General features: G+C 50.7%; 18 protein-coding genes. 15 read left to right on the forward strand and 3 right to left on the reverse strand.

Translation table 11 applies throughout. From position 1 onward, the window contains the following. Nucleotides 1-5: 5 nt before the first annotated feature. From FJM74_RS15610 to FJM74_RS15680, 15 genes are all read left to right on the forward strand, one after another. Nucleotides 6-1,133: a PepSY-associated TM helix domain-containing protein gene (locus FJM74_RS15610; protein WP_187263564.1), complete on the forward strand. Its 1,128-nt coding sequence runs from the start codon at nt 6-8 to the stop codon at nt 1,131-1,133. 414 nt (nt 1,134-1,547) lie between these two features. Beyond that, nucleotides 1,548-3,317 (forward strand): chloride channel protein, encoded by a 1,770-nt coding sequence (locus tag FJM74_RS15615; RefSeq protein WP_187263565.1) that lies wholly within the window; start codon nt 1,548-1,550, stop codon nt 3,315-3,317. Between the two features lie 374 nt (nt 3,318-3,691). After that, nucleotides 3,692-4,315 (forward strand): TetR/AcrR family transcriptional regulator, encoded by a 624-nt coding sequence (locus tag FJM74_RS15620; RefSeq protein ID WP_187263566.1) that lies wholly within the window; start codon nt 3,692-3,694, stop codon nt 4,313-4,315. Nucleotides 4,316-4,550: 235 nt separating this feature from the next. Then, the gene (gene spt, locus FJM74_RS15625) at nt 4,551-5,792 is read left to right on the forward strand and encodes a serine palmitoyltransferase (protein WP_187263567.1); all 1,242 of its coding nucleotides are present in this window, start codon (nt 4,551-4,553) and stop codon (nt 5,790-5,792) included. Beyond that, on the forward strand, nt 5,770-6,891 hold the full coding sequence (locus FJM74_RS15630) for a GNAT family N-acetyltransferase (RefSeq protein ID WP_187263568.1): 1,122 nt from the start codon (nt 5,770-5,772) through the stop codon (nt 6,889-6,891). Before spt ends, FJM74_RS15630 begins: the two co-directional genes overlap by 23 nt. Beyond that, a complete protein-coding gene (locus FJM74_RS15635; protein ID WP_187263569.1) occupies nt 6,888-7,880 on the forward strand; it encodes an NAD-dependent epimerase/dehydratase family protein in 993 nt (330 codons plus the stop codon). The genes FJM74_RS15630 and FJM74_RS15635 overlap by 4 nt, the downstream gene beginning before the upstream one ends. A 38-nt stretch (nt 7,881-7,918) precedes the next feature. Next, entirely contained in the window at nt 7,919-9,247 is a 1,329-nt protein-coding gene (locus FJM74_RS15640; protein ID WP_187263570.1) for an inositol-3-phosphate synthase, read from the forward strand. Between the two features lie 7 nt (nt 9,248-9,254). Further along, on the forward strand, nt 9,255-9,722 hold the full coding sequence (locus FJM74_RS15645; RefSeq protein WP_187263571.1) for a phosphatidylglycerophosphatase A family protein: 468 nt from the start codon (nt 9,255-9,257) through the stop codon (nt 9,720-9,722). Between the two features lie 354 nt (nt 9,723-10,076). Next, complete coding sequence (locus FJM74_RS15650) at nt 10,077-10,448, forward strand: GtrA family protein (RefSeq protein ID WP_187263572.1); 372 nt, start codon at nt 10,077-10,079, stop codon at nt 10,446-10,448. After that, on the forward strand, nt 10,435-13,044 hold the full coding sequence (locus FJM74_RS15655; protein WP_187263573.1) for a DUF5686 and carboxypeptidase-like regulatory domain-containing protein: 2,610 nt from the start codon (nt 10,435-10,437) through the stop codon (nt 13,042-13,044). Before FJM74_RS15650 ends, FJM74_RS15655 begins: the two co-directional genes overlap by 14 nt. A 20-nt stretch (nt 13,045-13,064) precedes the next feature. Next, nucleotides 13,065-13,790, forward strand: a complete 726-nt coding sequence (locus tag FJM74_RS15660; protein ID WP_187263574.1) for a CDP-alcohol phosphatidyltransferase family protein — start codon at nt 13,065-13,067, stop codon at nt 13,788-13,790. Continuing rightward, nucleotides 13,787-14,353, forward strand: coding sequence for a DUF4833 domain-containing protein (locus FJM74_RS15665; protein ID WP_317175566.1), 567 nt, complete (start codon nt 13,787-13,789; stop codon nt 14,351-14,353). Before FJM74_RS15660 ends, FJM74_RS15665 begins: the two co-directional genes overlap by 4 nt. 301 nt (nt 14,354-14,654) lie before the next feature. Beyond that, nucleotides 14,655-15,413, forward strand: coding sequence for a hypothetical protein (locus tag FJM74_RS15670; protein WP_187263575.1), 759 nt, complete (start codon nt 14,655-14,657; stop codon nt 15,411-15,413). Between the two features lie 35 nt (nt 15,414-15,448). Next, nucleotides 15,449-16,396: a phosphatase PAP2 family protein gene (locus FJM74_RS15675; protein WP_187263576.1), complete on the forward strand. Its 948-nt coding sequence runs from the start codon at nt 15,449-15,451 to the stop codon at nt 16,394-16,396. Nucleotides 16,397-16,583: 187 nt separating this feature from the next. Then, nucleotides 16,584-17,258 (forward strand): HAD family hydrolase, encoded by a 675-nt coding sequence (locus FJM74_RS15680; RefSeq protein ID WP_187263577.1) that lies wholly within the window; start codon nt 16,584-16,586, stop codon nt 17,256-17,258. 82 nt (nt 17,259-17,340) lie between these two features. On the opposite strand, the gene FJM74_RS15685 is transcribed toward FJM74_RS15680, so the two are convergent. From FJM74_RS15685 to kaiC, 3 genes are all read right to left on the reverse strand, one after another. Continuing rightward, nucleotides 17,341-17,814, reverse strand: coding sequence for a hypothetical protein (locus FJM74_RS15685; protein WP_187263578.1), 474 nt, complete (start codon nt 17,812-17,814; stop codon nt 17,341-17,343). A gap of 700 nt (nt 17,815-18,514) precedes the next feature. Continuing rightward, nucleotides 18,515-18,799, reverse strand: a complete 285-nt coding sequence (locus FJM74_RS22750) for a circadian clock KaiB family protein (RefSeq protein ID WP_187263579.1) — start codon at nt 18,797-18,799, stop codon at nt 18,515-18,517. A 63-nt stretch (nt 18,800-18,862) separates the two neighbouring features. Beyond that, on the reverse strand, nt 18,863-20,326 hold the full coding sequence (gene kaiC / locus FJM74_RS15695) for a circadian clock protein KaiC (protein ID WP_187263580.1): 1,464 nt from the start codon (nt 20,324-20,326) through the stop codon (nt 18,863-18,865). Nucleotides 20,327-20,443: the final 117 nt, after the last annotated feature.

The following is a 20,443-nucleotide window of genomic DNA, read 5'->3' on the forward strand; positions in this document are numbered from 1 at the left end:
AACATATGCGCAAGTTCATACTTCAGGTACACCTCTGGATTGGCTTAGTTGCCGGTGCTGTGCTTTCGGTGGTAGGCATTACGGGCTCTTTGTATGTGTTTCAGCCGGAGCTGACGGCTGCCCTGTATCCGCACCTGTACAAGGCCACCAATCCTGAGGCTGCGCCTGTAGATGTGCGGGAGGTGCTGCAACAGGCCGGGAGGCAGTTTGGCAAAGAAGTGGTGACAGTTAATTTTCCTTTGCGGAAGCTGCAGAACTACATCCTGAAAGTGGAAGGTAAAAAAGAGTGGCTTTTCTTTGATGCTACCACAGGCAAGTACCTGGGCGAGATGGAGCAGCGCCGTGGAGTACTGGACACAATTCTGGAAATCCACAGGACTCTGACGGTTGGTGAGACCGGTTCAGTTATTACAGGCGCCTGTGCCTTGCTGCTGGCGTTTGTGCTGCTCTCTTCAGGTATTATGCTGTGGTTTCCCCGCAAAAAGCGCCAGTTAAAAGACGGGCTGCGCCTGAAGCCCAAGGCCTCTTTTAAACGCCGCAACTATGACCTGCACAGCGTAACGGGCTTCTACGTCAGTATCCCGCTTTTTATCATAGCTGTTACAGGGGCCTACTTTGCTTTTCCGGTTCAGACACAGCAAGCCGTCAATACCCTAACCCTTACTACAAGGCCGGAGCCTGATCCTAAAACGCTAAAGTCCGCGTATCAAGCCGCTGTGCCTGCCATGAATGTGTACCAGGCCCTGGACCTGATGGAGAGCATGTACGGCAGCTACCACAAGCGCTACCTCATCCTGCCCAAAGACAGTGTTGGCTACGTTTATTTTTCCTATACCAACCAGGTCGAAGTAGGTGCAGGCACTCAACAAAGGCCTGCTGTTTACCTGGATCAGTACACGGCCGAGATTCTGTATGCCTATGATCCTGCTGATGCTCCACTCGGGCACCGGGTAACGAAAAACTGGTTTGTGCCACTTCATTTTGGTGAAGTAGGAGGATACATTACCAGAGTGTTCTGGTTTTTGCTCGGCCTGGTCCCAGCTATGCTTTGGGTTACGGGCATCCTGATCTGGCTCGGCAGAAAACGGAAGCGAAAGATAACTGTAAGAACTGGAAACAAGGCTGTCGCTTAGCTGCACACGGTCCCACCTTTTCCACGGTCGTCTCCTGAAGGGACCTTACTAGACTACAAAAGATGTGAATCCTCCTGACTTTCTACTGTAGGAGCAGGTCAGTAGAAGCAGCAGTACCTCTGGAGGGGCCTTTTCATTAGAATAATTGGAAAACGTGCCGGTATGCTGCGTGATTTATCCGGAGATGAGGACATTCGAAACCGTGGTGTACGGTGTGGCCTATGTATTTCCTGTTAAAATCGTCTATCATTATCCTGCCTTCCTTCCTGTAAAAATATCTGGGTTTCTGGCCTGAAGTTCTACCGGCACAACCTTTTCGTCAGAATAGCTACTTAAAACTATGCTTAATCGGCTGTAATGCGTAACATCACGTATGGTTGATCTGTAGCTTGGAACTAATGCATTTCTCTGGCAATGAATCATAAATTAAATCGTTTCCAACTGGCCTTTTTCAGATGGCGCAGGCGGCAGAGCAACAACCGCGTGATGCCATTTGTACTAAGCGTGGTGGTGGGTTTAATTGTAGGGGCAGCGGCCATTCTCATTAAATCGATTATCTTTTACATTGAGCAGTATGCCGTGCATTTTGCGCCCAGCCTGCTCTCCTTCATGCTGCCACTAGTAGGGTTCCTGCTGGTGACATTCCTCAACCGCAATGTTTTCAGCAAAACAGCTTACTTTAACGGCGCCCGCAATGTTATTCAGGCCATAGAAGAGAATGCCTCGTTCATTAAGCTGCGGCTCGTTTACTCCAAGTTCATCACAACCGGCTTAACCATAGGCTTTGGCGGGAGCTCCGGAGTTGAGGCAGCCATTATATCGAGCGGGGCAGCGGTTGGCTCTAACGTGGGGCGTGTGTTGGGGCTGGGGTACCGGCTGCGCACTCTCCTGATCGGCTGTGGTGTGGCTGCCGGTATTTCGGCGGTGTACAATGCGCCCATGGGCGGGTTTATTTTCGCCCTCGAAACTATTCTGCCGGAGTTCACGCCTACGCTGCTGATTCCGCTGCTGGTGGCTGCCGCAGCCGGAAAGATCCTGTTCGAGTTTATAATGGGGGAGCACTTGCGCTTTGGCGTGCCCCTCACCGATTTTGCCTACGAGCAGATTCCGCTGGTGGTCGCGCTGGGGGTGTTGGGCATGCTCATGTCGAACTATCTGCTCAGGACTTACCGGTACTGCGGCATTTATTTCTCGCGTATCAAAAATGCCTACCTGCGCGCCCTGGCCGGAGGCCTAGCCCTGGGCAGCATTATTTACCTGCTGCCTCCTATGTTTGGCGAGGGCTATGTAAGCATAAACGCGCTGCTGAGTGGTGAGGAGCGCTCCCTGATCATGAACTCCCCGCTTGCCGCCCTGCCTAATACCATCTGGCTCAACCTGCTGTTCTTCTTCCTGATCACCATGGTAAAGCCTATCGCTACGGGCATTTGCGTGAACTCTGGCGGCGAAGGCGGCTATTTTGCACCCTCTATTATCACGGGCGGTTTTCTGGGCTTCCTGTTCTACAAGATAGTGGTATTTCTCTTTCCTTTTTATGAATTGAACCCGGCCACCTATATGTTCCTGGGCATGGCCAGCGTTTTTGCCTGCATCATGAATGCGCCCGTAACGGCCATATTCCTGGTGGCGGAGATCACGCAGAGTTACCAGCTGTTCGTGCCGCTCATGCTGGTATGCGCTGTTTCGTACTTTCTGAAGTATTACACCGAGAACCTCAGCAAAAATGTAATCCAGCCGAAGGGGCAGAGCAAGGCGCTGCGGGTAGACCGCATTCTGCTGAACCAACTCAATATCCGGAAGCTGGTGGAGGAGGGCGACACGCCTGTGCGGGAAGACGACTTGCTCCGGACCGTGGTGGAAATTTTATCGAACTCTAAGCGCAATGTGCTGCAGGTGCTTAACCACGACAATATGCTCATGGGAGTGATCACGCTGAACGACTTGCGCAAGCAGCTTGGCGACATCTCTCATTACGACACCCTCAGGGCCAGAGACCTGATGCAACCCGCTGCAGTTGTAGTAGATATTGATGAGCCTGCCTCCGAGGTGCTGGACAAGTTCGACGAAACAAAGCTTTGGTCGCTGCCGGTGGTGCAGCACGGTAAGTTTAAAGGATTTATTCTTAAAAGCAGGCTCCTGACGCAGTACCGGAAAGAACTGACCCGTGTGAACAGATTTTTCTGAACAGCGCCTGCTTTGCCAGAGGCCCCGCCCCGTATCTTCATTCAAATTATGCGAATGAAAAAGGCCCTCTGGTGCATATTGGCATCCGCGCTGAGATAGCAGGAAAGGCGGCTTACGACTACCTTTTCTGCTGTATCAGGCTTTGGCTGTTCTATAAACTGAGGCTGCTATTCTTGTATATCCTGCAGCAGGTTTGTCTTATGTTCCGGTATGCTGATGTGCCACAAGTCTGATAATTAACCTTGCCCGAAATTGAACGGCAGGCATCTTAAAACGGTCCTTCCACAGCTGTGCCTATCTTACATGGTCACCTGGTCTTGCGCCGCTAAAAATTATTTTGAAAGAAAGTAGGAATCCAGATTTAATTTGTAATTTTGGACCAGAAAACGGTTTTGGTCTGGAAGCGCATGGGGGAAAAAGAAGAGGTAGTAAAAACAGAGATTCTGAATGAGGCTCAAAAGCTATTCAGGCACTTTGGCTGTTCCAAAACCACTATGGAAGACATCGCCAAAGCGGCAGGTAAAGGTAAGAGCACGCTTTATTACTATTACAAGAGCAAAGACGAGATCTTCAGTGAGGTTGTGTCGCGGGAGATGGAAGAAGTTTTCCGGAAAGTGCAGGAAGAAGTAGGCAAGGCCTCCTCTGCTGAAGAAAAGTTAAAAGCTTTATGCCTTACCAAATTCCGCATTCTTCAGGAGAAGGCCAATTTGTATAATGTGGTTCGGGGTGAGATAGAAGCCAACCTGCACAGCATGCGGGACCTGGCCAGGAGATACGAGATAAGGGAGATCCACCTGGTTCGGCATATTCTGAAGTTTGGCCTGGAGAAGGGCGAATTTGCAAAGTATGCTGCAGATGATATTGATGCCATAGCTTTTGCAATGGTGTGCGCCTTCCGGGGGCTGGAAGTGGGGCTGCTCGTTGAAAACAGGTTTGCAGACCTGGAAGGGCGAATGGACCTGATCAACAACATTTTAATGCAAGGGCTAAAGGCCTGAGTCATACCTGAATTTCGGGCTGTAAATCAGCTCTGATATATAATAATAAAGGAATGAAGCGTGAGAAAGTATATTATAACCCATTCAGTGGTTTTTAGTTCTTTTTGTTTTGAACTAAAGATAATTGCAGCAAAGCCATCCAACTCTTAATTAAATAATTATTGTATTTTTCTATTCAAAAATAGTAACTATATTTATATAAGATAATTGCATATTAACTAAGATTTGAGAACAGATGGCAAATATACTTCGTGAAAAAATCCTGGCCCGCGAAAAAAGTGTTACGCATCAGGCTGGGGAGAGGGCGATGGCGCAGGGCACGTATCCCTACTTCAGGTCGATTTCGTCTGCGCAGGATACGGAGGTGATCATAGGGGGGAAGAAGGTGCTGATGTTTGGGTCGAATGCCTATCTGGGTCTTACAAATCACCCGAAAGTGAAAGAGGCAGCCATCCGTGCAATTGAAATCTACGGTACCGGCTGTGCCGGCTCCAGGTTTCTGAACGGCACCCTCGATATTCATGTGGAGTTGGAGAACAGGCTTGCCGCCTATGTCGGCAAAGAGGCGGCGCTGGTGTTCAGCACAGGCTTTCAGGTAAATCTGGGCGTTATTTCCAGTCTCACGGGCCGAAACGATTACATCGTCCTCGATGAGTTTAACCATGCCTCTATTATTGACGGCAGCCGCCTCTCTTTCTCTAAAGTAATAAAATACCGCCACAACGACATGCAGGACCTGGAGCAGAAACTGCGCAGGTTGCCGGCTGATGCTATTAAGCTTATTGTAGTAGATGGCGTGTTCAGTATGGAAGGAGATATTGTGAAGTTGCCGGAGATCGCAGCCCTGGCAGCGCTTTATGGAGGCAGCATTATGGTAGACGATGCGCACGGGCTGGGGGTAATAGGGGCCAGTGGCGCCGGAACAGCCTCACATTTCGGGCTAACAAGTCAGGTAGATCTGATCATGGGAACGTTCAGCAAGTCGCTTGCCTCGCTCGGAGGCTTCATCGCCAGCGACAGCGACACCATCCAGTACCTGAAGCACCATGCCCGGTCGCTTATTTTCAGTGCCAGCATGTCGCCTGCTTCGGTGGCAAGCACCATTGCGGCACTGGATATTATACAGTCGGAGCCGGAGCGCATAGAGCAGCTGTGGGCCAACACCCGCTATGCCACCCGCCTGCTGCGCGAGGAGGGGCTGGACCTTGGGCCGACCGAAACGCCGATCATACCTATTTACATCCGGGATAACGACAAAACATTTCAGGTAACGAAGGTGTTGCAGGACAACGGCATTTTTGTGAATCCGGTGGTAGCCCCTGCGGTGCCCGTCGATTCCACCCTTATCCGACTGTCGGTTATGGCTACGCACACCTTCAGCCAGATAGAGGAAGCAGTAAGTAAAATCTCCAGTGCCTTTAAAGCGTGTGGAGTTGACACCAATGCAACAGCATATGAAACAAGTAGTGCCTGTTGAGACAAAGCAGCAGTTGAAGGCCTTTATCGACTTTCCGCATGAGCTGTACAAGAACGACCCGTACTACGTGCCGGAACTGTATATTGCGCAGCGCGACCTGTTAACACCGGGCAAACACCCTTTTCATGAGCACTCTGCCCTGCAGCTTTTTCTGGCTTATGAAAATGACAGAATAGTTGGTAGAGTGGCCGCCATCCTCAACAACAACCACAATGCCTTTAACCACACAAAGGACGGGTTTTTTGGGTTTTTCGATTGCATATGCGATGGCGAAGTGGCTGACAGGCTGTTTCAGCAGGTGCACCAGTGGCTGATGGACAAAGGAGCCACCACCATGATCGGGCCGGTGAATTTTTCTACAAACGAAAGCTGCGGCCTGCTGATAGAAGGTTTCGACAGTTCGCCTATGGCCATGATGCCCTATAACTACAGGTATTATGTGCAGCTGCTGGAGCAACTCGGGTTTCAGAAGAAGGTAGACCTGCTGGCCTACCAGTTTCTGGCCGAGAACTTTAACGATAAGCCCTACCGGTTATCCGAGATAATCCGGAAAAGGCTGGCGCAAAAGGATATCACGATCAGGCCGATCAACCTGAAGAATTACCAGGAAGAAGCAGCCAACCTGCGTGAAATCTATAACTCCGCCTGGGACAAGAATTTAGGCTTTGTGCCCATGACCCCGAAGGAATTCGATTACCTGGCCAAGGACCTGAAGCTGATCGTAGACCCTGATTTTTGCCTCGTGGCCGAGCATAATGGCAAAATGATCGGGTTCTCGCTGGCTATTCCGGACATAAACCAGATTCAGAAAAAAATCAGCAAAGGGCGCCTGTTTCCGACGGGTATTTTTAAGCTGCTGCTGCTTCGGAAAAAAATTAATGCGGTGCGTATTCTGGCGCTTGGTGTTGTAGAAGGTTACCGAAAACTCGGCATAGAGGCCGTTTTTTATGGGGCTGCTATGCAGAAGTACCGGGAGAAGAACATGAAAATGGCAGAAGCCTCCTGGATACTGGAGGATAATGTGCTGATGAACCAAGGCCTGCTGAACATGGCTGCCAAACCTTATAAACGATACCGTATTTACGAGATGGCGCTATGAAAGAACGGGTACTGATAACAGGAGCAAGCGGATTTGTGGGTTTCCATTTAATAGAGGCGGCCCTCCAGGCCGGGTTGGAGGTATATGCCGCTGTGCGTCCTGGCAGTGAGGTGGCCCACCTGAAACCCTTTGCCATACAGTACACCAGCCTGAATTATGCCGATGCAGCCAGCATCCGGAAGGAGCTGGAAGAAAAGCAGTATACCTATATTATTCATGCTGCCGGCACTACCAAAGCCAAGTTGGCGCAGGAGTACGAACGGGTTAACGCTGATTTTACCAGGAACCTGGGAGTAGCGGCCGCAGCGGCTGCCATTCCGCTCAAAAAGTTTGTATTTATCAGCAGCCTGGCCGCATTGGGGCCAACGGCTTACGGAGCACCCCTGCCCATACACGAGCAGAGTGAGGCCATGCCGGTGACCGCCTACGGCAGAAGCAAGCTGGTGGCCGAAAAGTATCTGGCTGAGATTGAAGCACTGCCCCTGGTGGTGCTGCGGCCAACCGCCGTGTATGGGCCGCGCGAGAAAGATATTTTTATAGTTCTGAAAACACTGAGCCTGGGGTTGGAGCCCTACATCAGTAGCAAACCACAGTGGCTGAGCTTTGTGTATGTAAAGGACCTGGCAAAAGCAGTGATGCAGGCCTTGGGAACAGATAGATGCCATGCCAGTTATAATATATCGGATGGCAACAGCTACGACCGGTATGCGCTGGCTACCATTACAAAGCGCATATTGGGCCGAAAATCGGTGAAGGTGCACCTGCCGCTGGGAGTGGCGACCCTTATCGCTAACCTGCTGGAGGCAGCCTACGCCGCTTCAGACAAAATGCCGGCCCTGAATAAGGAGAAACTACGGGAGCTGGCGGCAGAAAACTGGAACTGTAGCATCGCCTCCATTCGTCAGGATCTGGGCTTTGTGCCGGAGTACGATCTGGAAAAAGGCCTGGCCCAAACGCTCCAGTGGTACAAAGACAATAAATGGCTTTAACATAAAATGATTTAAATTATTTGAAACAAGGTAAGAATATGGAATATCACGTAAAAAATGCCGAGGGAAAACTCGGTATCCTGATCCCCGGATTGGGAGCAGTTGCCACTACCTTTATTGCCGGTGTTGAAGCGATCCGGAAAGGAATGGCGCAACCGGTAGGGTCTTTAACCCAAATGGGCAATATCCGGTTAGGAAAGCGAACGGAGAACCGCTACCCGCTTATAAAGGACTTTGTACCCCTGGCTAACCTGAACGATATTGTGTTCGGGGGCTGGGATGTGTACGAAGACAACGTATTTGAGGCAGCCGCAAATGCCAAAGTGCTGGAGCCGGGTCTGTTGTATGCTATAAAGCCGGAGCTGGAGGCCATCAAGCCTATGAAAGCCGTGTTTGATCAGGCGTACGCCAAAAACCTGGTGGCCACCCATGTGAAAGAGGCGCCTACCAAAACAGAGCTGGCCGAAGCACTGGTGAACGACATGCTCAACTTTAAAGAAGAAAACGGCTGTAACCGCCTGGTGGTGGTTTGGTGTGGCTCTACAGAGGTATACACCGAGCCCAGCGAAGTGCATGCCACCATCGAAAACTTTGAAGAAGGCCTTCGCAACAACGATCCGCGCATATCTCCGAGCATGATCTATGCCTATGCCGCCATTAAATCCGGAATTCCGTTTGCCAACGGGGCTCCGAACCTGACCGTGGATATCCCGGCTTTGGTAGAGCTGGCTAAGGTGACAGGGGTTGCCATTTCAGGCAAAGACTTTAAAACAGGCCAGACCCTGATGAAAACCATTCTGGCTCCTGGTCTGCAGGCCAGGGCGCTGGGCATCAACGGCTGGTTCTCGTCTAACATCCTGGGTAACCGCGATGGGCTGGTACTCGACGATCCGGATAACTTCAAGACAAAAGAAGTGTCGAAGCTGGGTGTGCTGGAAGATATCCTGCGCCCTGAAGACAACCCGGAACTCTACGGCGACATTTACCACAAGGTACGCATCAATTACTATCCTCCTCACGGCGACAACAAAGAGAGCTGGGACAACATCGACATTTTTGGCTGGCTGGGTTACAAGATGCAGATCAAGATCAACTTCCTGTGCCGCGACTCTATCCTGGCAGCGCCTATCGTGCTTGACCTGGCCCTGTTCACGGACCTGGCGCAACGTGCCGGCATGACGGGTATACAGGAGTGGCTGTCGTTCTACTACAAATCGCCGCAAACGGCGGAAGGGCTGCGGCCGGAGCACGACATTTTTAAACAGCTGATTAAACTGCAGAACACGCTCCGCCACATCATGGGCGAAGACCTGATCACGCACCTGGGGCTGGACTATTACCAGGATCTGGTAGAAGCCATTCAGTAACAGGCGCATGCTCACAGTACACAAACTAGTTTCCACCAGCCTGGGCATCGGGTACATGGGCAAGGGGGGAGGCACAGTAGCCGCTGTCGCCACCTGCTTCTGCTGGTATTTTGTTTTCCAGGCTGGGGGAGGCCAGTGGGTGAGCTGGCAGCCTCTCCTGCTTTTGGCTATTGTCGCCCTGGGCATATGGTCTGCCGGAGCGGTGGAGCCACTTTGGGGCAAAGACGACAAAAAAGTAGTGATAGACGAGGTGGCGGGTATGGGCATCAGCCTGTTATTCCTGCCGGTTACCCCAGGGTACTTACTGGCGGCGCTGCTCCTGTTTCGTTTTTTCGATATTGCCAAGCCACTCTTTATCAGGCGACTGGAACGTGTGGCTGGTGGCTGGGGCGTGATGCTGGACGATATAGTGGCAGGCGTATATACCAATCTGCTGCTGCATCTGTACCTGTACCTGATGCCACTCAACCCCTGAAAAAAAATAAATTCTGAGTAACGAAAAGCCATAAGAGTTGCATAAAGCAACTGCCTGCTATCGGCAAATGCAGGTAAATTATGAAAGCGAATTATGCTAATGAAAATAGCCCTGCAGAGGATCTGCTGCTGTTGCTGCTGCTCCCGGAGAGTTTTATCGGCGGGCTCTTTTTGTGAATGATATTGAGTATGTAAATGAAAACTTCCTTAAATCGCTGCTGCCCCTGCCTTCGCTAATCTGCAGCAGTCTATAGCAGCTATCTGTTATAGCTACCTCAAATCCTTTTGCAGGAAGTAAAACGAGCCACTTCACCGGCTGGCTTCCTGCATCCAAAACATAAAATCCATCAGGTTCATGTTTACTTTTTTGAAGGCCCAGACAGCGTCGCTGATAGCTTCCGGCACCGATTTTTTTGTTACCATAGTAGCGGTGGAACTGATCGGCTGGTGGTATATGGCCGCCACTACACTCGGAACAGTTACAGGTGGCGCTGCGCACTTTACCCTGAGCAGGAAATGGGTGTTTGTAGCCGGAGATACCAAAGTGCCCACTCAGGCCCTTAAATACCTTCTTGTCTGGAACGGCAGTTTTGCGCTCAACACGGCAGGCGTTTATACACTTACACAATTTGCCGGTCAGTCTTATCTGGTCTCTAAAGTTACGACCGCACTGGCAGTCGGCTTTTTTTATAATTATGCAATCCAAAAGAGTTATGTATTCCGATAAGAATATATACAACCCCATATTCAGTTTAACACGACTGGTTTACCTTTCTGCCTTATTCCTGGGAGGCGTGGTGCCTGCCATGGCACAATCTGCTGTAACAACCGTAAAAGGAATTGTTACAGATGTCCGCACCGGCGAAACGCTTATCGGTGTTTCCGTGTTTTTCCCCGGCAGCAGCACGGGCACCAGCACCGACCTGGATGGCAACTATCAACTCCGAACCAACCAGCATGTCGACAAGGTGCAGTTTTCTTATGTAGGCTACAAAAGCGAGACCCTTTCCATCAAGCCCGGCCAGGAGCAGGTTATTCACCTGAAGCTTGCCCCTGATGCCACGCAGCTGAAAGAGGTGGTGATAACCGGAAGCCGCAGAAAGATGAAGTACAGCAACAAGAATAACCCGGCTGTGGACCTGATCAGGGAAGTAGTGGCGCACCGCGAGGAGAACAGGCCGCAGCACTACGACTTTGTGCAGTACCAGCAGTATGAGAAAACGCAACTTTCGCTCACCAACAAGCCGGAAAAGTTTAAACGCAACCCGCTGCTTCGCCAGTACGACTTCATTACCGATAACCTCGACACCACCGTGGTGCAGGGCAAGGCGCTGCTGCCGTTTTTTATGCAGGAGGAGCTTTCGGAGCACTACCTGCGCAAGCACCCTGCCACTCAAAAAACCATTGTGCGGGCCGAAAAGAAAGTAGACTTTGGCGAATTTGTGGATACTGATGGGGTGGGTGCCTTTGTGAAGAACATCTACCAGGACATCGATATCTACCAGGACAATATTACCCTTGTCACGAACCAGTTTCTCAGCCCTATTGCCAACCTGGCGCCTACCTTCTACCAATACTGGCTAACCGATACCATTACCAACGCTACCGGGCAGCAGCTGGCGGAGCTGTCGTTTATACCACGCAACCCTACGGCTTTCCTTTTTACGGGTAAGCTGTACGTAACCCTGAATGGCCGGTATGCGGTGCAGCGGGCAGAGATGTTTGTAGACAAGACCGTGAGCATCAACTGGGTGAAGGACCTGCGCGTAAACCTCGATTTTGAGGAGAACGGAGACGGCCGGTTTCACCTGAGCAAGAGCGAGCTGCAGGCCGACTTTGGGCTGACCCGGAACAGCGATGCAGGCTTTTACGGCGAGCGCACGGTGTCTTACCGCGACTTCAGAATAAACGAGCCTGCAGCTGCTGGTCTCTACGAGGGCGAGGCTGTGGTGCGGCAGGAGCAGGCGGCCGATGAGGACAATGCTTTCTGGGAAAATAACCGGCACCAGGCGCTCACGGCAGTAGAGGCAAGAACCTACACCAACATAGACAGCCTGACCAACCTGCGCTCCTTTAAACGAACCATGGACTGGGCTACGGCCCTTATTGCCGGCTATAAACGGGTAGGACCTAACATAGAAATAGGCCCGCTGAATGCCTTCTACAGCTTTAACCCGGTAGAGGGCTTCAGGCTCCGGTTTGGCGGCAGAACTACCACCACCTTCAGCAAGAAAGTGATGCTGGATACCTACGCTGCGTATGGCTTTAAAGACGAGAAATGGAAATACTACGTGGGCGGCACTTACTCCCTCACCAACCGATCTGTCTTTGAGTTTCCGGTGCGGGCTATCCGGGCCCATTACCAGCGCGACACCAAAATTCCGGGGCAGGATCTGCAATTTGTGCAGGAAGACAATTTCCTGCTCTCGTTTAAGCGCGGTAACAACGACAAGTGGCTTTATAACGAAACGTACAACATCGATTACCAGCACGAGTTCGAGAACCATTTCTCTTACCGCATCGGTTTCCGGAACTGGCGGCAATCGCCGGCCGGCACCTTGCAGTACCAGAGAGTTGCCTCTGTGGAAGGAGGGGAGGAAAGCCCGGACCTGCTGAACAGCCTGACAACATCGGAGGCGCAACTGGAACTGCGCTGGGCGCCGGGAGAGCAGTTTTTTCAGGGCAAGGTATACCGCACACCTGTCGCCAACCGCTATCCTGTGTTCACCCTGCGGGCTGCGGCTGGCATAAAAGACCTGTTTCACGGGCAATACGATTTTCAGCAGCTGAACCTGAATATCTATAAGCGGGTGTTCCTCTCACAGTTGGGCTACTCCGATGTGGTGCTGGAAGGTGGTTACCTGTTTGGGCAGGTGCCATTCCCGCTGCTGTCTATCCACAGGGCCAACCAGACGTACTCCTACCAGATACAGTCATACAACCTGATGAACTTTCTGGAGTTTGTAAGTGACCAGTACGCCAGTGTGAACATAGACCATTGTTTCAACGGATTTGTTTTTAATAAGGTACCTTTGGTCAGAAAAACCAGGCTGCGGGAGTTTGCTACTGTAAAGGTGCTGTATGGGCAGGTGCGGGACGAGAACATGCCGCACCGGAATCCTGAGCTGCTCCAGTTTCCGGTAGATGCCAGTGGGGTCCCGATTACGTATACGCTGGAGAAAAAGCCTTATGTGGAGGCAAGCGTAGGAGTCGGCAACATCTTTAATTTCTTCAGGGTAGATGTGGTCAGGAGATTTTCTTACCTGGAGCATCCTAATGTCTCTGAAATTGGTATAAGAGGCAGGTTTAAGTTTGATTTTTAAGACTTTGGCAAAAACATGGTATGAGCAAGAGAACACTACGAGATGCACTGCAACAGGGGATCTATACAGTAATTAACCCGATTGTGCGGTTCCTGATCCGCCTTGGTTTTACGCCCAATGCGGTTACCACCACCGGGCTTATACTGAACATAGGCGTAGCCGCTGTCTTTATAATAGGCGGTGAGCGGTCTAACCGCGGAGAACTGGAGTATGTGGGCTGGGCCGGGGCGCTGGTGCTGTTTGCCGGCCTCTTCGACATGCTCGACGGGCAGGTGGCACGCCTGGGCAACATGAAGTCCACGTTCGGAGCCATGTACGACTCGGTGCTGGATCGCTACAGCGAGATGATCATGTTTATGGGCATCTGCTATTACCTTATCGCGCATCATTACCTGCTCAGTTCCTTATTTGCCTTTGTAGCCCTTATCGGTTCCATGATGGTGAGTTACACCCGGGCGCGTGCCGAAGGCTTGGGGGTGGAGTGCAGGGGCGGGCTGATGCAGCGGCCGGAGCGGGTGGTGCTCATCGGTGTTTCCGGCATCGCCTGCGGCATTACCTATGGCTTTATCGGGGACGATTACAAAGTTTATTTTCCGGGCACCTCTTTTCAGGTGTTCGAAACCATGTCAGTGTTTACCATACCCCTTGCAGTAATGGCCGTAATGACAAATATTACCGCCATAAACAGGCTGCGTGACTCTAAAAAAGCAATCGAGCAAAAGGAGCTCGCTATTTCCGGAAAGTGAAAAACAACTGCGTAAAACTAACACTGCTGCTGCTTGCCTGCCTCAGCCTTACCGGGTTTAAGGCCGCTGCTGCAGCCCCCGACTTTTATAGTGTGGCACCAGATACCCTGCCGGTGCCAAAAGTAAAGAACATGCTGTATTATGTGCAGCGCGACCCTAACACCAACACGGTTGTGTATCAGCTGAACCGGTCGGCAAATGGCGCCATAAATGAGGCCGAACCCGTGCAGGTGTTCTGGATACGGTATGCCGAAGGGGGAGCCCGCAAAGAACTGAACTACATTCAGCGAAAGTTCGCCTACGGGCTGAACACCAGAAAACTGGGCAAAGACAACTTTGAACTCAAGTTTGTGTGTTATAACAAACTTGCGCTACACCTCCGGAGGTCCAAAGACGGCCAGTACCATGCCTACGCTAAAATAAATGGCCAGGAGGCCATTCTGGAGCGGGTATTTGTGCGGGTTGAGGGCGGCAGCTTCTGGGTGCCGAATGTGTTGTACGTGGAACTGAGAGGCAAAGACGCGGCCTCCGGTAAACTGGTGACGGAACGTTTTAAGCCTTAAAAAGCAGCCATGCAACAGAAAAGAAATTATTGAAAGAACAGAACACCCTTCCTGCCATCCGCTGATCCCGCTATTGTCTGGTAACAGGGCCTTTTCAGGGCGCATGTGCCAAGGCAATTATTCGAATAAAAAAGCCCTCCCGGAGCGTAATTTACTGCTGCTGCCCCTGTGCCTTCAGGTTATGGGCTGCTGCCCCGGCTCAGGCGTAGTTTATACCGGCCCGCCCACATCAGGCATAGCTAGCGATAGCTATTTCTCAAGTCTTGCTGCAATGTGAATCAGAATTTTTAAAGTGCGTGAAATGAAAGATAATCATTTACCAACCAGTTTGTTTGAAATAACTGTATTGTTTTTTGTAACGCTTTGCGTAGTTTTTGGCGTCATAGAGTCTCGTGTAGACAGGGTGTGGTATGAGCAGGTGTATGTTGTGGAAGATGGGTTTATAGAGTGGCTGACGGCACTGACTTTAGTGGCCATAAGCGGTGCCATGTTCTTCCGGTTCTGCAGGCTTTACAGAAAAAAACCTCGGCTTTTCGGACTGACGTTGCTGGCCACTGGCGTGCTGTTTACCTTTGGGGCAGCCGAGGAGATCAGCTGGGGGCAGCGCATTTTTAACGTCGAGAGCAGCGGGTTTTTCTCTACACACAATTCGCAGCAGGAAACCAACATACATAATATGGTGGTAAACGGAACAAAGCTGAATAAATTGGTATTTTCTAAAATGCTGACGGTAGTAATCCTGCTCTACCTGCTCGTGTGGCCGGTAGCCTATAGCAGGTCAGCAGGCTTGCGCACCTTTACAGATACAAGGGCAGGGGTGGCAGTACCAAGACTGTACCAGGTGGTGTTTTTCCTGCTTTTCATGGGGGTTGCCTGGATGTGCCCGAGCGGTAAAAGAGCGGAGCTGATAGAATTCAGCAGTTGTGCCATGTTCCTCCTTATTTTTCTGTACCCCCTGAACCAGCGTATTTTCGGGGTTGGGGAAAAGAGGCAGCCCCAGGAGCCTATGCCTGGCCTGCAGGAAGAGCTCACCCGTTGCCATACTGGCGCCAGCAGGTAAGCCAAAAAAACAATCTGATTTTGAAGAAAAGTAACATGGATTCTGTGACGGCGCTTGTAGAGGAGCGAAAGAAAACAACCCGTGAACACATACTGCTGATGCTAGCCCTGTCAGGAACGTATATGTTGCTGTCTTTTGTGCTGGTCGGCTTTAAGATTGATCAACTGGTGTTGGTGGCGTTGGCAAATACGCTGTATTTTCTGTCGGCCATAACCAGAAAGTTTATTACAGGCTTCTCGATATTTATCCTGTTCTGGGTGCTGTTCGATTACATGAAGGCTTTCCCGAATTACTGGTTTAACACAGTGCATATCGGGAGCCTTTACAGGGCCGAGAAAGCCATATTCGGCATTCGGAGTGGCGACCTCCTGTTAACGCCGAACGAATACTGGCTGCTGCACAGCAATACGCTTCTGGACGTGATGAGCGGTGTTTTCTACCTCACCTGGGTTCCGGTTCCGCTTGCCTTTGCCGTTTTCCTCTTTTTTAAAGACAGGAGGCAGTTTGTTTATTTTTCGCTCACCTTCCTGCTGGTGAACCTGCTGGGCTTTGTGGTGTACTACCTGTACCCGGCGGCTCCGCCCTGGTACGTGCAGCAGTTCGGTTTCGATTTTATAGCCGCCACACCTGGCAACACAGCAGGTCTGTCGCGGTTCGATGCCTACTTCGGAGTCGATATTTTCAGTGCGCTTTATGCCAAAAGTTCCAACGTGTTTGCTGCCATGCCCTCGCTGCACTCGTCTTACCCGCTTCTGGTCTTGTACTATGCGCTAAAGAACAGGCTGGGACTGGTTAATGTGTTATTTGCCATTATTACAGCTGGTATCTGGTTTGCTGCTGTGTACAGTTCGCACCACTACGTGCTCGATGTGCTGGCTGGTATCGTTTGTGCCTGCTGTGGCTTGCTGCTGTTTAACTGGCAGCGGGCAAAAAAAGGGTTTGTAAACAGGGCCGTAGAAAAGCTGATAGCGGCCATCGAATAGAAAAGACCCGGGCCGGAATAATCCGGTTTAGAGCAGCAGCAAAAGTAGGGCTAGGCCAAATTGAAAATTAGAAATTCAAAATTATAAATTAGGGCAGGTACTTTCTCTGCCGGATTAAATAAGTAGTACGCCACTCTCAAAATAAAACCGGAGGAGGAGTACGCTTAAAAAACAGAAATTATAAACTATGAGTTTGAAGAATAACCCGACCAGCCTGCATGCAAATGCCTTAAAGCAACTTCTCTCACTTTCTGCAGGCGATTATGAAGCCTTTCTTTATGATTGCGACGGAACCCTAGCCGACAACATGCAGGCGCACAAAGACACCTATGCAAAGGTTGCCGCTAACGGTGGGGTGATCATAGACCCGGCCATGATAGATGAGTTTGCAGGCCTTCCGATTCCGGCAGTGGTGGAGGAAATCAACAAAAGGTACAACAGCGATTTTGACCCCGAGGCCTTTGCCGCCCTAAAATCGCAACTGTTTTATGACGAATTTATTGAACAGGTAAAACCGGTTCAGTTTGTGGCTGATCATTTGGTAAGCCATGTGGGGAGCGTCAGAATAGGAGTCGTGTCGGGGGGCTCCCGGAAAATGATACAGAAAACGCTGGAGGTTTTGGGCATAGACAAACTGGTGGAAGTGCTGGTGTGTGCCGAAGATACTGCCAGGGGCAAACCTCACCCGGACCCTTTCCTGCTGGCTGCCGAAAAGCTTGGTATCAGGCCGGAGGCTTGCCTGGTGTTCGAAGACGGAACTCCGGGCACGTCAGCCGCCGAAGCCGCCGGCATGAAGTGGATCAGGATAGACCAGGTGCTGGAAGAGGCTGCTGGAGCAGAAGGAATATCCTGCCGCCAATAAGGCTCGCTGCCTCGGCGCTGGCGGTGTAAGCGCCTTTCAGGTCAGGGCAAAGGAATTCCCTTTTCCGGGATAAAAAAATGTATCAGCCCAGCCGGAGTGCTGCAAGCGAAGCGTAGGCATTTCGGCCGCTTATGTCCGGAATAATTTTGAGTTCCAGGGCTTTTGCCTGCCTGAGATCCACGACATAGTCTTCAGCTTCCTCTGTGGTGTGCGGAGGGCTGAAGTTGTACTGTTGCCGCACTACTTCCTGGTACGCCTGGCTGCCTGCCGGAAGCCAGCGTAGCAGAAGCTCCTGGGTGCGCTCCTGCTCCTGCTCACGAAAAAGAAGTGTAATCTGCCGGATGTCTTGTGGCACATCAAACACAAGCCGGATAATTTGCTCTCCTGGCTGCCCCGCCCTCCAGCCAGTTGTTCCGGTAGTGGCAAAAGCCGCTTCAACAGGATGGGCGGCCTCTTCAGACGTTATTTCAACCTGCGCCAGCTGCGCCAGGTTTAGCCAACTTTGCAGGTCAGGAGAAACTTCCTGGTTTGCCGGATGTATGATTTGTTTGCGCATTCAGATGTCAGTTAAACGGTATGGCATAACGGCCAATGGCTGATAAAGGCCTGGCTGTTGTTAAATTATAAGTCAGAGGCACCCATTATACAGGCGCTCCTCATATAGTGTACTCTAATACTACCGTTAAGTTTATCGAAGCTCCGGTGAGGTACATGCAGGTGGTTTCCGGTGAAAAAGAAGAGCAGCAGCAGCAGCAGCAGAAAAGACCTCCGGAGGCTGGTTTTTATTTAAATAATTCAGGCGTTTGCTGTCTCACTGACGTTTCGACTCCTTTTTGAGCTGTATGGACGGTGAGCTGCTCCTCCTTATATAGCATGTTATGAAGGCTGGAAGTACTTCTGCAAAAGCGCCTTCCCAATCTGCTTTTTCTCCCGGATGTTTTGACTGGTGCTGGAGGAGTTTGTGGGGTGGGATTACACCTATTGTCCAAAAACTGCCTTAACCTCCAAACTAAAATTACTTGTTAAACTTTTAAAGAAGCAGGCTGCCTGGGAATAGCTTTTGATGGTCTGGCAGGTGAACCCATACGCTGATAAACGGAAGGTAATGCCCTGAAATTACAGGTAAGACAATGTGGCTCCTTCAGGATTATGAACAGCAAAGGCAGCTTGTTTTAAACGCCTGCCTTTGCTGCTTTTGCACGATGCCGGTTGAGGACGGAAATATTTCAGGCCCCGGCCACAGGCAGTGCGGGTGTCTAATACTTATGCAGGCTCGAAATTCCCAGGGCGGCTAATACGCGGCTTCTTACATTTAGGGCCCCAATAATACGGCTGACGGGTGTTGGCTCCAGCCGGATCAGGGTTGGTATAGCAATAATGCCTGCCTCCTCCGCTTTGTCAGGATCTTTCTGTATGTCAATAATTTTAAGCTGATAATTTCCATTTAAATTTTCTCGGCAGATCTTAAGTAGTGTGTCCACGGCCTCAATAGAATTTGGGCTGTGTCCGTTAATAAAGAGCTGAAATACATGCATGCTCATCTTGTTAGTTTAGGCTAATGGTGCCGATTACCTCCGGCTGATTTGGTAAGCAGTAAACTCCCGCTACTCGAGTTTAATAAGCATAGGGTTTCCTGTCAGGATGCCGCTGATGCCTTCGAAATGCTTTCCTATGTTAGCGCCTTTATCAGAGATAGAAAATTTCCGGATTGAAGAATCGTGGCTGGAACCGCGCATTTTAAGCACAGCGATGCTACGTTGCATTTCGCCCGACATTTCTACATAGCGCAGCAGAATAATAGAGTCTGTGATAGGGGAGATGTTGCCTTCGGTGTCTGAGGTGCCGCCTGCCAGCAAAGGCGTATTAGAGGTAAACATGCCTGTAATCTCCTGGTGCTTGAGGTAAGCTGTAAACGCTATGATAAACTCCCGGAACCCTTTGTCGGTTGAAGTGCGTGACAAAGCCGACAAACTGTCGATCGCTATCCTGTCGGGCTTAAAGCGCTGTACAATTTCCTGAATGTTGATAAAATGATCTTCCAGGGAGGAGACCTCCGGGTAAATACAGATCACCTTCAGCAGCCCTTCTTCTTCCAGCCCTCTGAAGTCGATGCCCCAGCCAGCTGCATTCCGATAAAGCTGTTCGGTGCTTTCTTCAAAGGCCATGAGCAGGCAGCGCTCCCTATTCTCACGGATAGCGCTGACAAAATTGGCTACCAGTAATGTTTTGCCTGCCCCGATCGCACCAGATACCAGGTTAATGGAGCCTTTGAAAAAGCCGCCGTTCATCATCGTGTCAAGGGTAGGTATGCCGGAGGTAACCCGTTCATCAGATGTGATGTGCTTCAGGTTCATGGCCGATAACGGGATAATGACAATGGCCTTTTCCGGGTTAATGGAAAAGGGGTTCTCGCCTTTCTCGTGATTGCTGCCCCTGAATTTCAGGATCTCGATGGTTCTTCTGCGCTTCTCGTTCTGTAGCACATTGCGCAGTATCACCACATTGTCTGTCAGAAATTCCTCTACTCCGAAACGTGTGATCTTGCCATATTCTTCCAGGCGCTCAGCCGTAATAATAGAAGTGGCGCCCAAACGCGATAAGGTGAGGGCTACCTGAATCAGCTCCCGCCGTATGGTGTGCATCTCTTCATGAAACTGCGTAAAAATGCTCCCGATAGAATCGATGACGACACGCTGGGCATTGCATTTTTGCACGGCGCTTTCGAGCCTGATCCTGAAGGCGCTCAGGTCAAAATCGCCCACCGCTATGATGTTTTCTTCTTTGGGGGCGGCATCCACAAATATCCATTTCCCTTCCTTTTCCCAGGTGTCAATATCCCAGTTAAAGCTTTTCAGGTTTTTCCGGATATCATCTACCTGTTCTTCAAACGTGACAAAAACCCCGGGCTGATCGAACAACTGAATGCCCATGGCCAGAAACTGTGCGCCAAACAGGGTTTTGGCACTACCGGAGCTGCCTGCCACGAGCGTAGTTCGGCCGAGGGGCAACCCGCCATGTGAAATATGATCGAAGGAAGCATTCCCGGTTTCTAATTTGGTAAGGTTCATAGGCGAGCGTAAGTTTGTTTGGAAAAAGAGATACAGGTCTGGACTTACAGGTCTGAAAGTATCCATGAAAGGCTTTGACAATGTGCTTTAGTAAACCTGAAACATATAACATGGCTT

The organism is Pontibacter beigongshangensis, assembly GCF_014332515.1.
GTDB lineage: Bacteria > Bacteroidota > Bacteroidia > Cytophagales > Hymenobacteraceae > Pontibacter > Pontibacter beigongshangensis.

Excerpts from the sequence above, each read along its gene's own strand:
- FJM74_RS15675 (WP_187263576.1), top strand. The coding sequence starts at position 15,449 with ATGGATTCTGTGACGGCGCTTGTAGAGGAGCGAAAGAAAACAACCCGT.
- FJM74_RS15615 (WP_187263565.1), top strand. The coding sequence starts at position 1,548 with ATGAATCATAAATTAAATCGTTTCCAACTGGCCTTTTTCAGATGGCGC.
- FJM74_RS15655 (WP_187263573.1), top strand. The coding sequence starts at position 10,435 with ATGTATTCCGATAAGAATATATACAACCCCATATTCAGTTTAACACGA.
- FJM74_RS15645 (WP_187263571.1), top strand. The coding sequence starts at position 9,255 with ATGCTCACAGTACACAAACTAGTTTCCACCAGCCTGGGCATCGGGTAC.
- FJM74_RS22750 (WP_187263579.1), bottom strand. The coding sequence starts at position 18,799 with ATGAGCATGCATGTATTTCAGCTCTTTATTAACGGACACAGCCCAAAT.
- FJM74_RS15635 (WP_187263569.1), top strand. The coding sequence starts at position 6,888 with ATGAAAGAACGGGTACTGATAACAGGAGCAAGCGGATTTGTGGGTTTC.
- FJM74_RS15685 (WP_187263578.1), bottom strand. The coding sequence starts at position 17,814 with ATGCGCAAACAAATCATACATCCGGCAAACCAGGAAGTTTCTCCTGAC.
- FJM74_RS15650 (WP_187263572.1), top strand. The coding sequence starts at position 10,077 with ATGTTTACTTTTTTGAAGGCCCAGACAGCGTCGCTGATAGCTTCCGGC.
- spt (WP_187263567.1), top strand. The coding sequence starts at position 4,551 with ATGGCAAATATACTTCGTGAAAAAATCCTGGCCCGCGAAAAAAGTGTT.
- FJM74_RS15630 (WP_187263568.1), top strand. The coding sequence starts at position 5,770 with ATGAAACAAGTAGTGCCTGTTGAGACAAAGCAGCAGTTGAAGGCCTTT.
- FJM74_RS15670 (WP_187263575.1), top strand. The coding sequence starts at position 14,655 with ATGAAAGATAATCATTTACCAACCAGTTTGTTTGAAATAACTGTATTG.
- kaiC (WP_187263580.1), bottom strand. The coding sequence starts at position 20,326 with ATGAACCTTACCAAATTAGAAACCGGGAATGCTTCCTTCGATCATATT.
- FJM74_RS15660 (WP_187263574.1), top strand. The coding sequence starts at position 13,065 with ATGAGCAAGAGAACACTACGAGATGCACTGCAACAGGGGATCTATACA.
- FJM74_RS15640 (WP_187263570.1), top strand. The coding sequence starts at position 7,919 with ATGGAATATCACGTAAAAAATGCCGAGGGAAAACTCGGTATCCTGATC.
- FJM74_RS15610 (WP_187263564.1), top strand. The coding sequence starts at position 6 with ATGCGCAAGTTCATACTTCAGGTACACCTCTGGATTGGCTTAGTTGCC.
- FJM74_RS15680 (WP_187263577.1), top strand. The coding sequence starts at position 16,584 with ATGAGTTTGAAGAATAACCCGACCAGCCTGCATGCAAATGCCTTAAAG.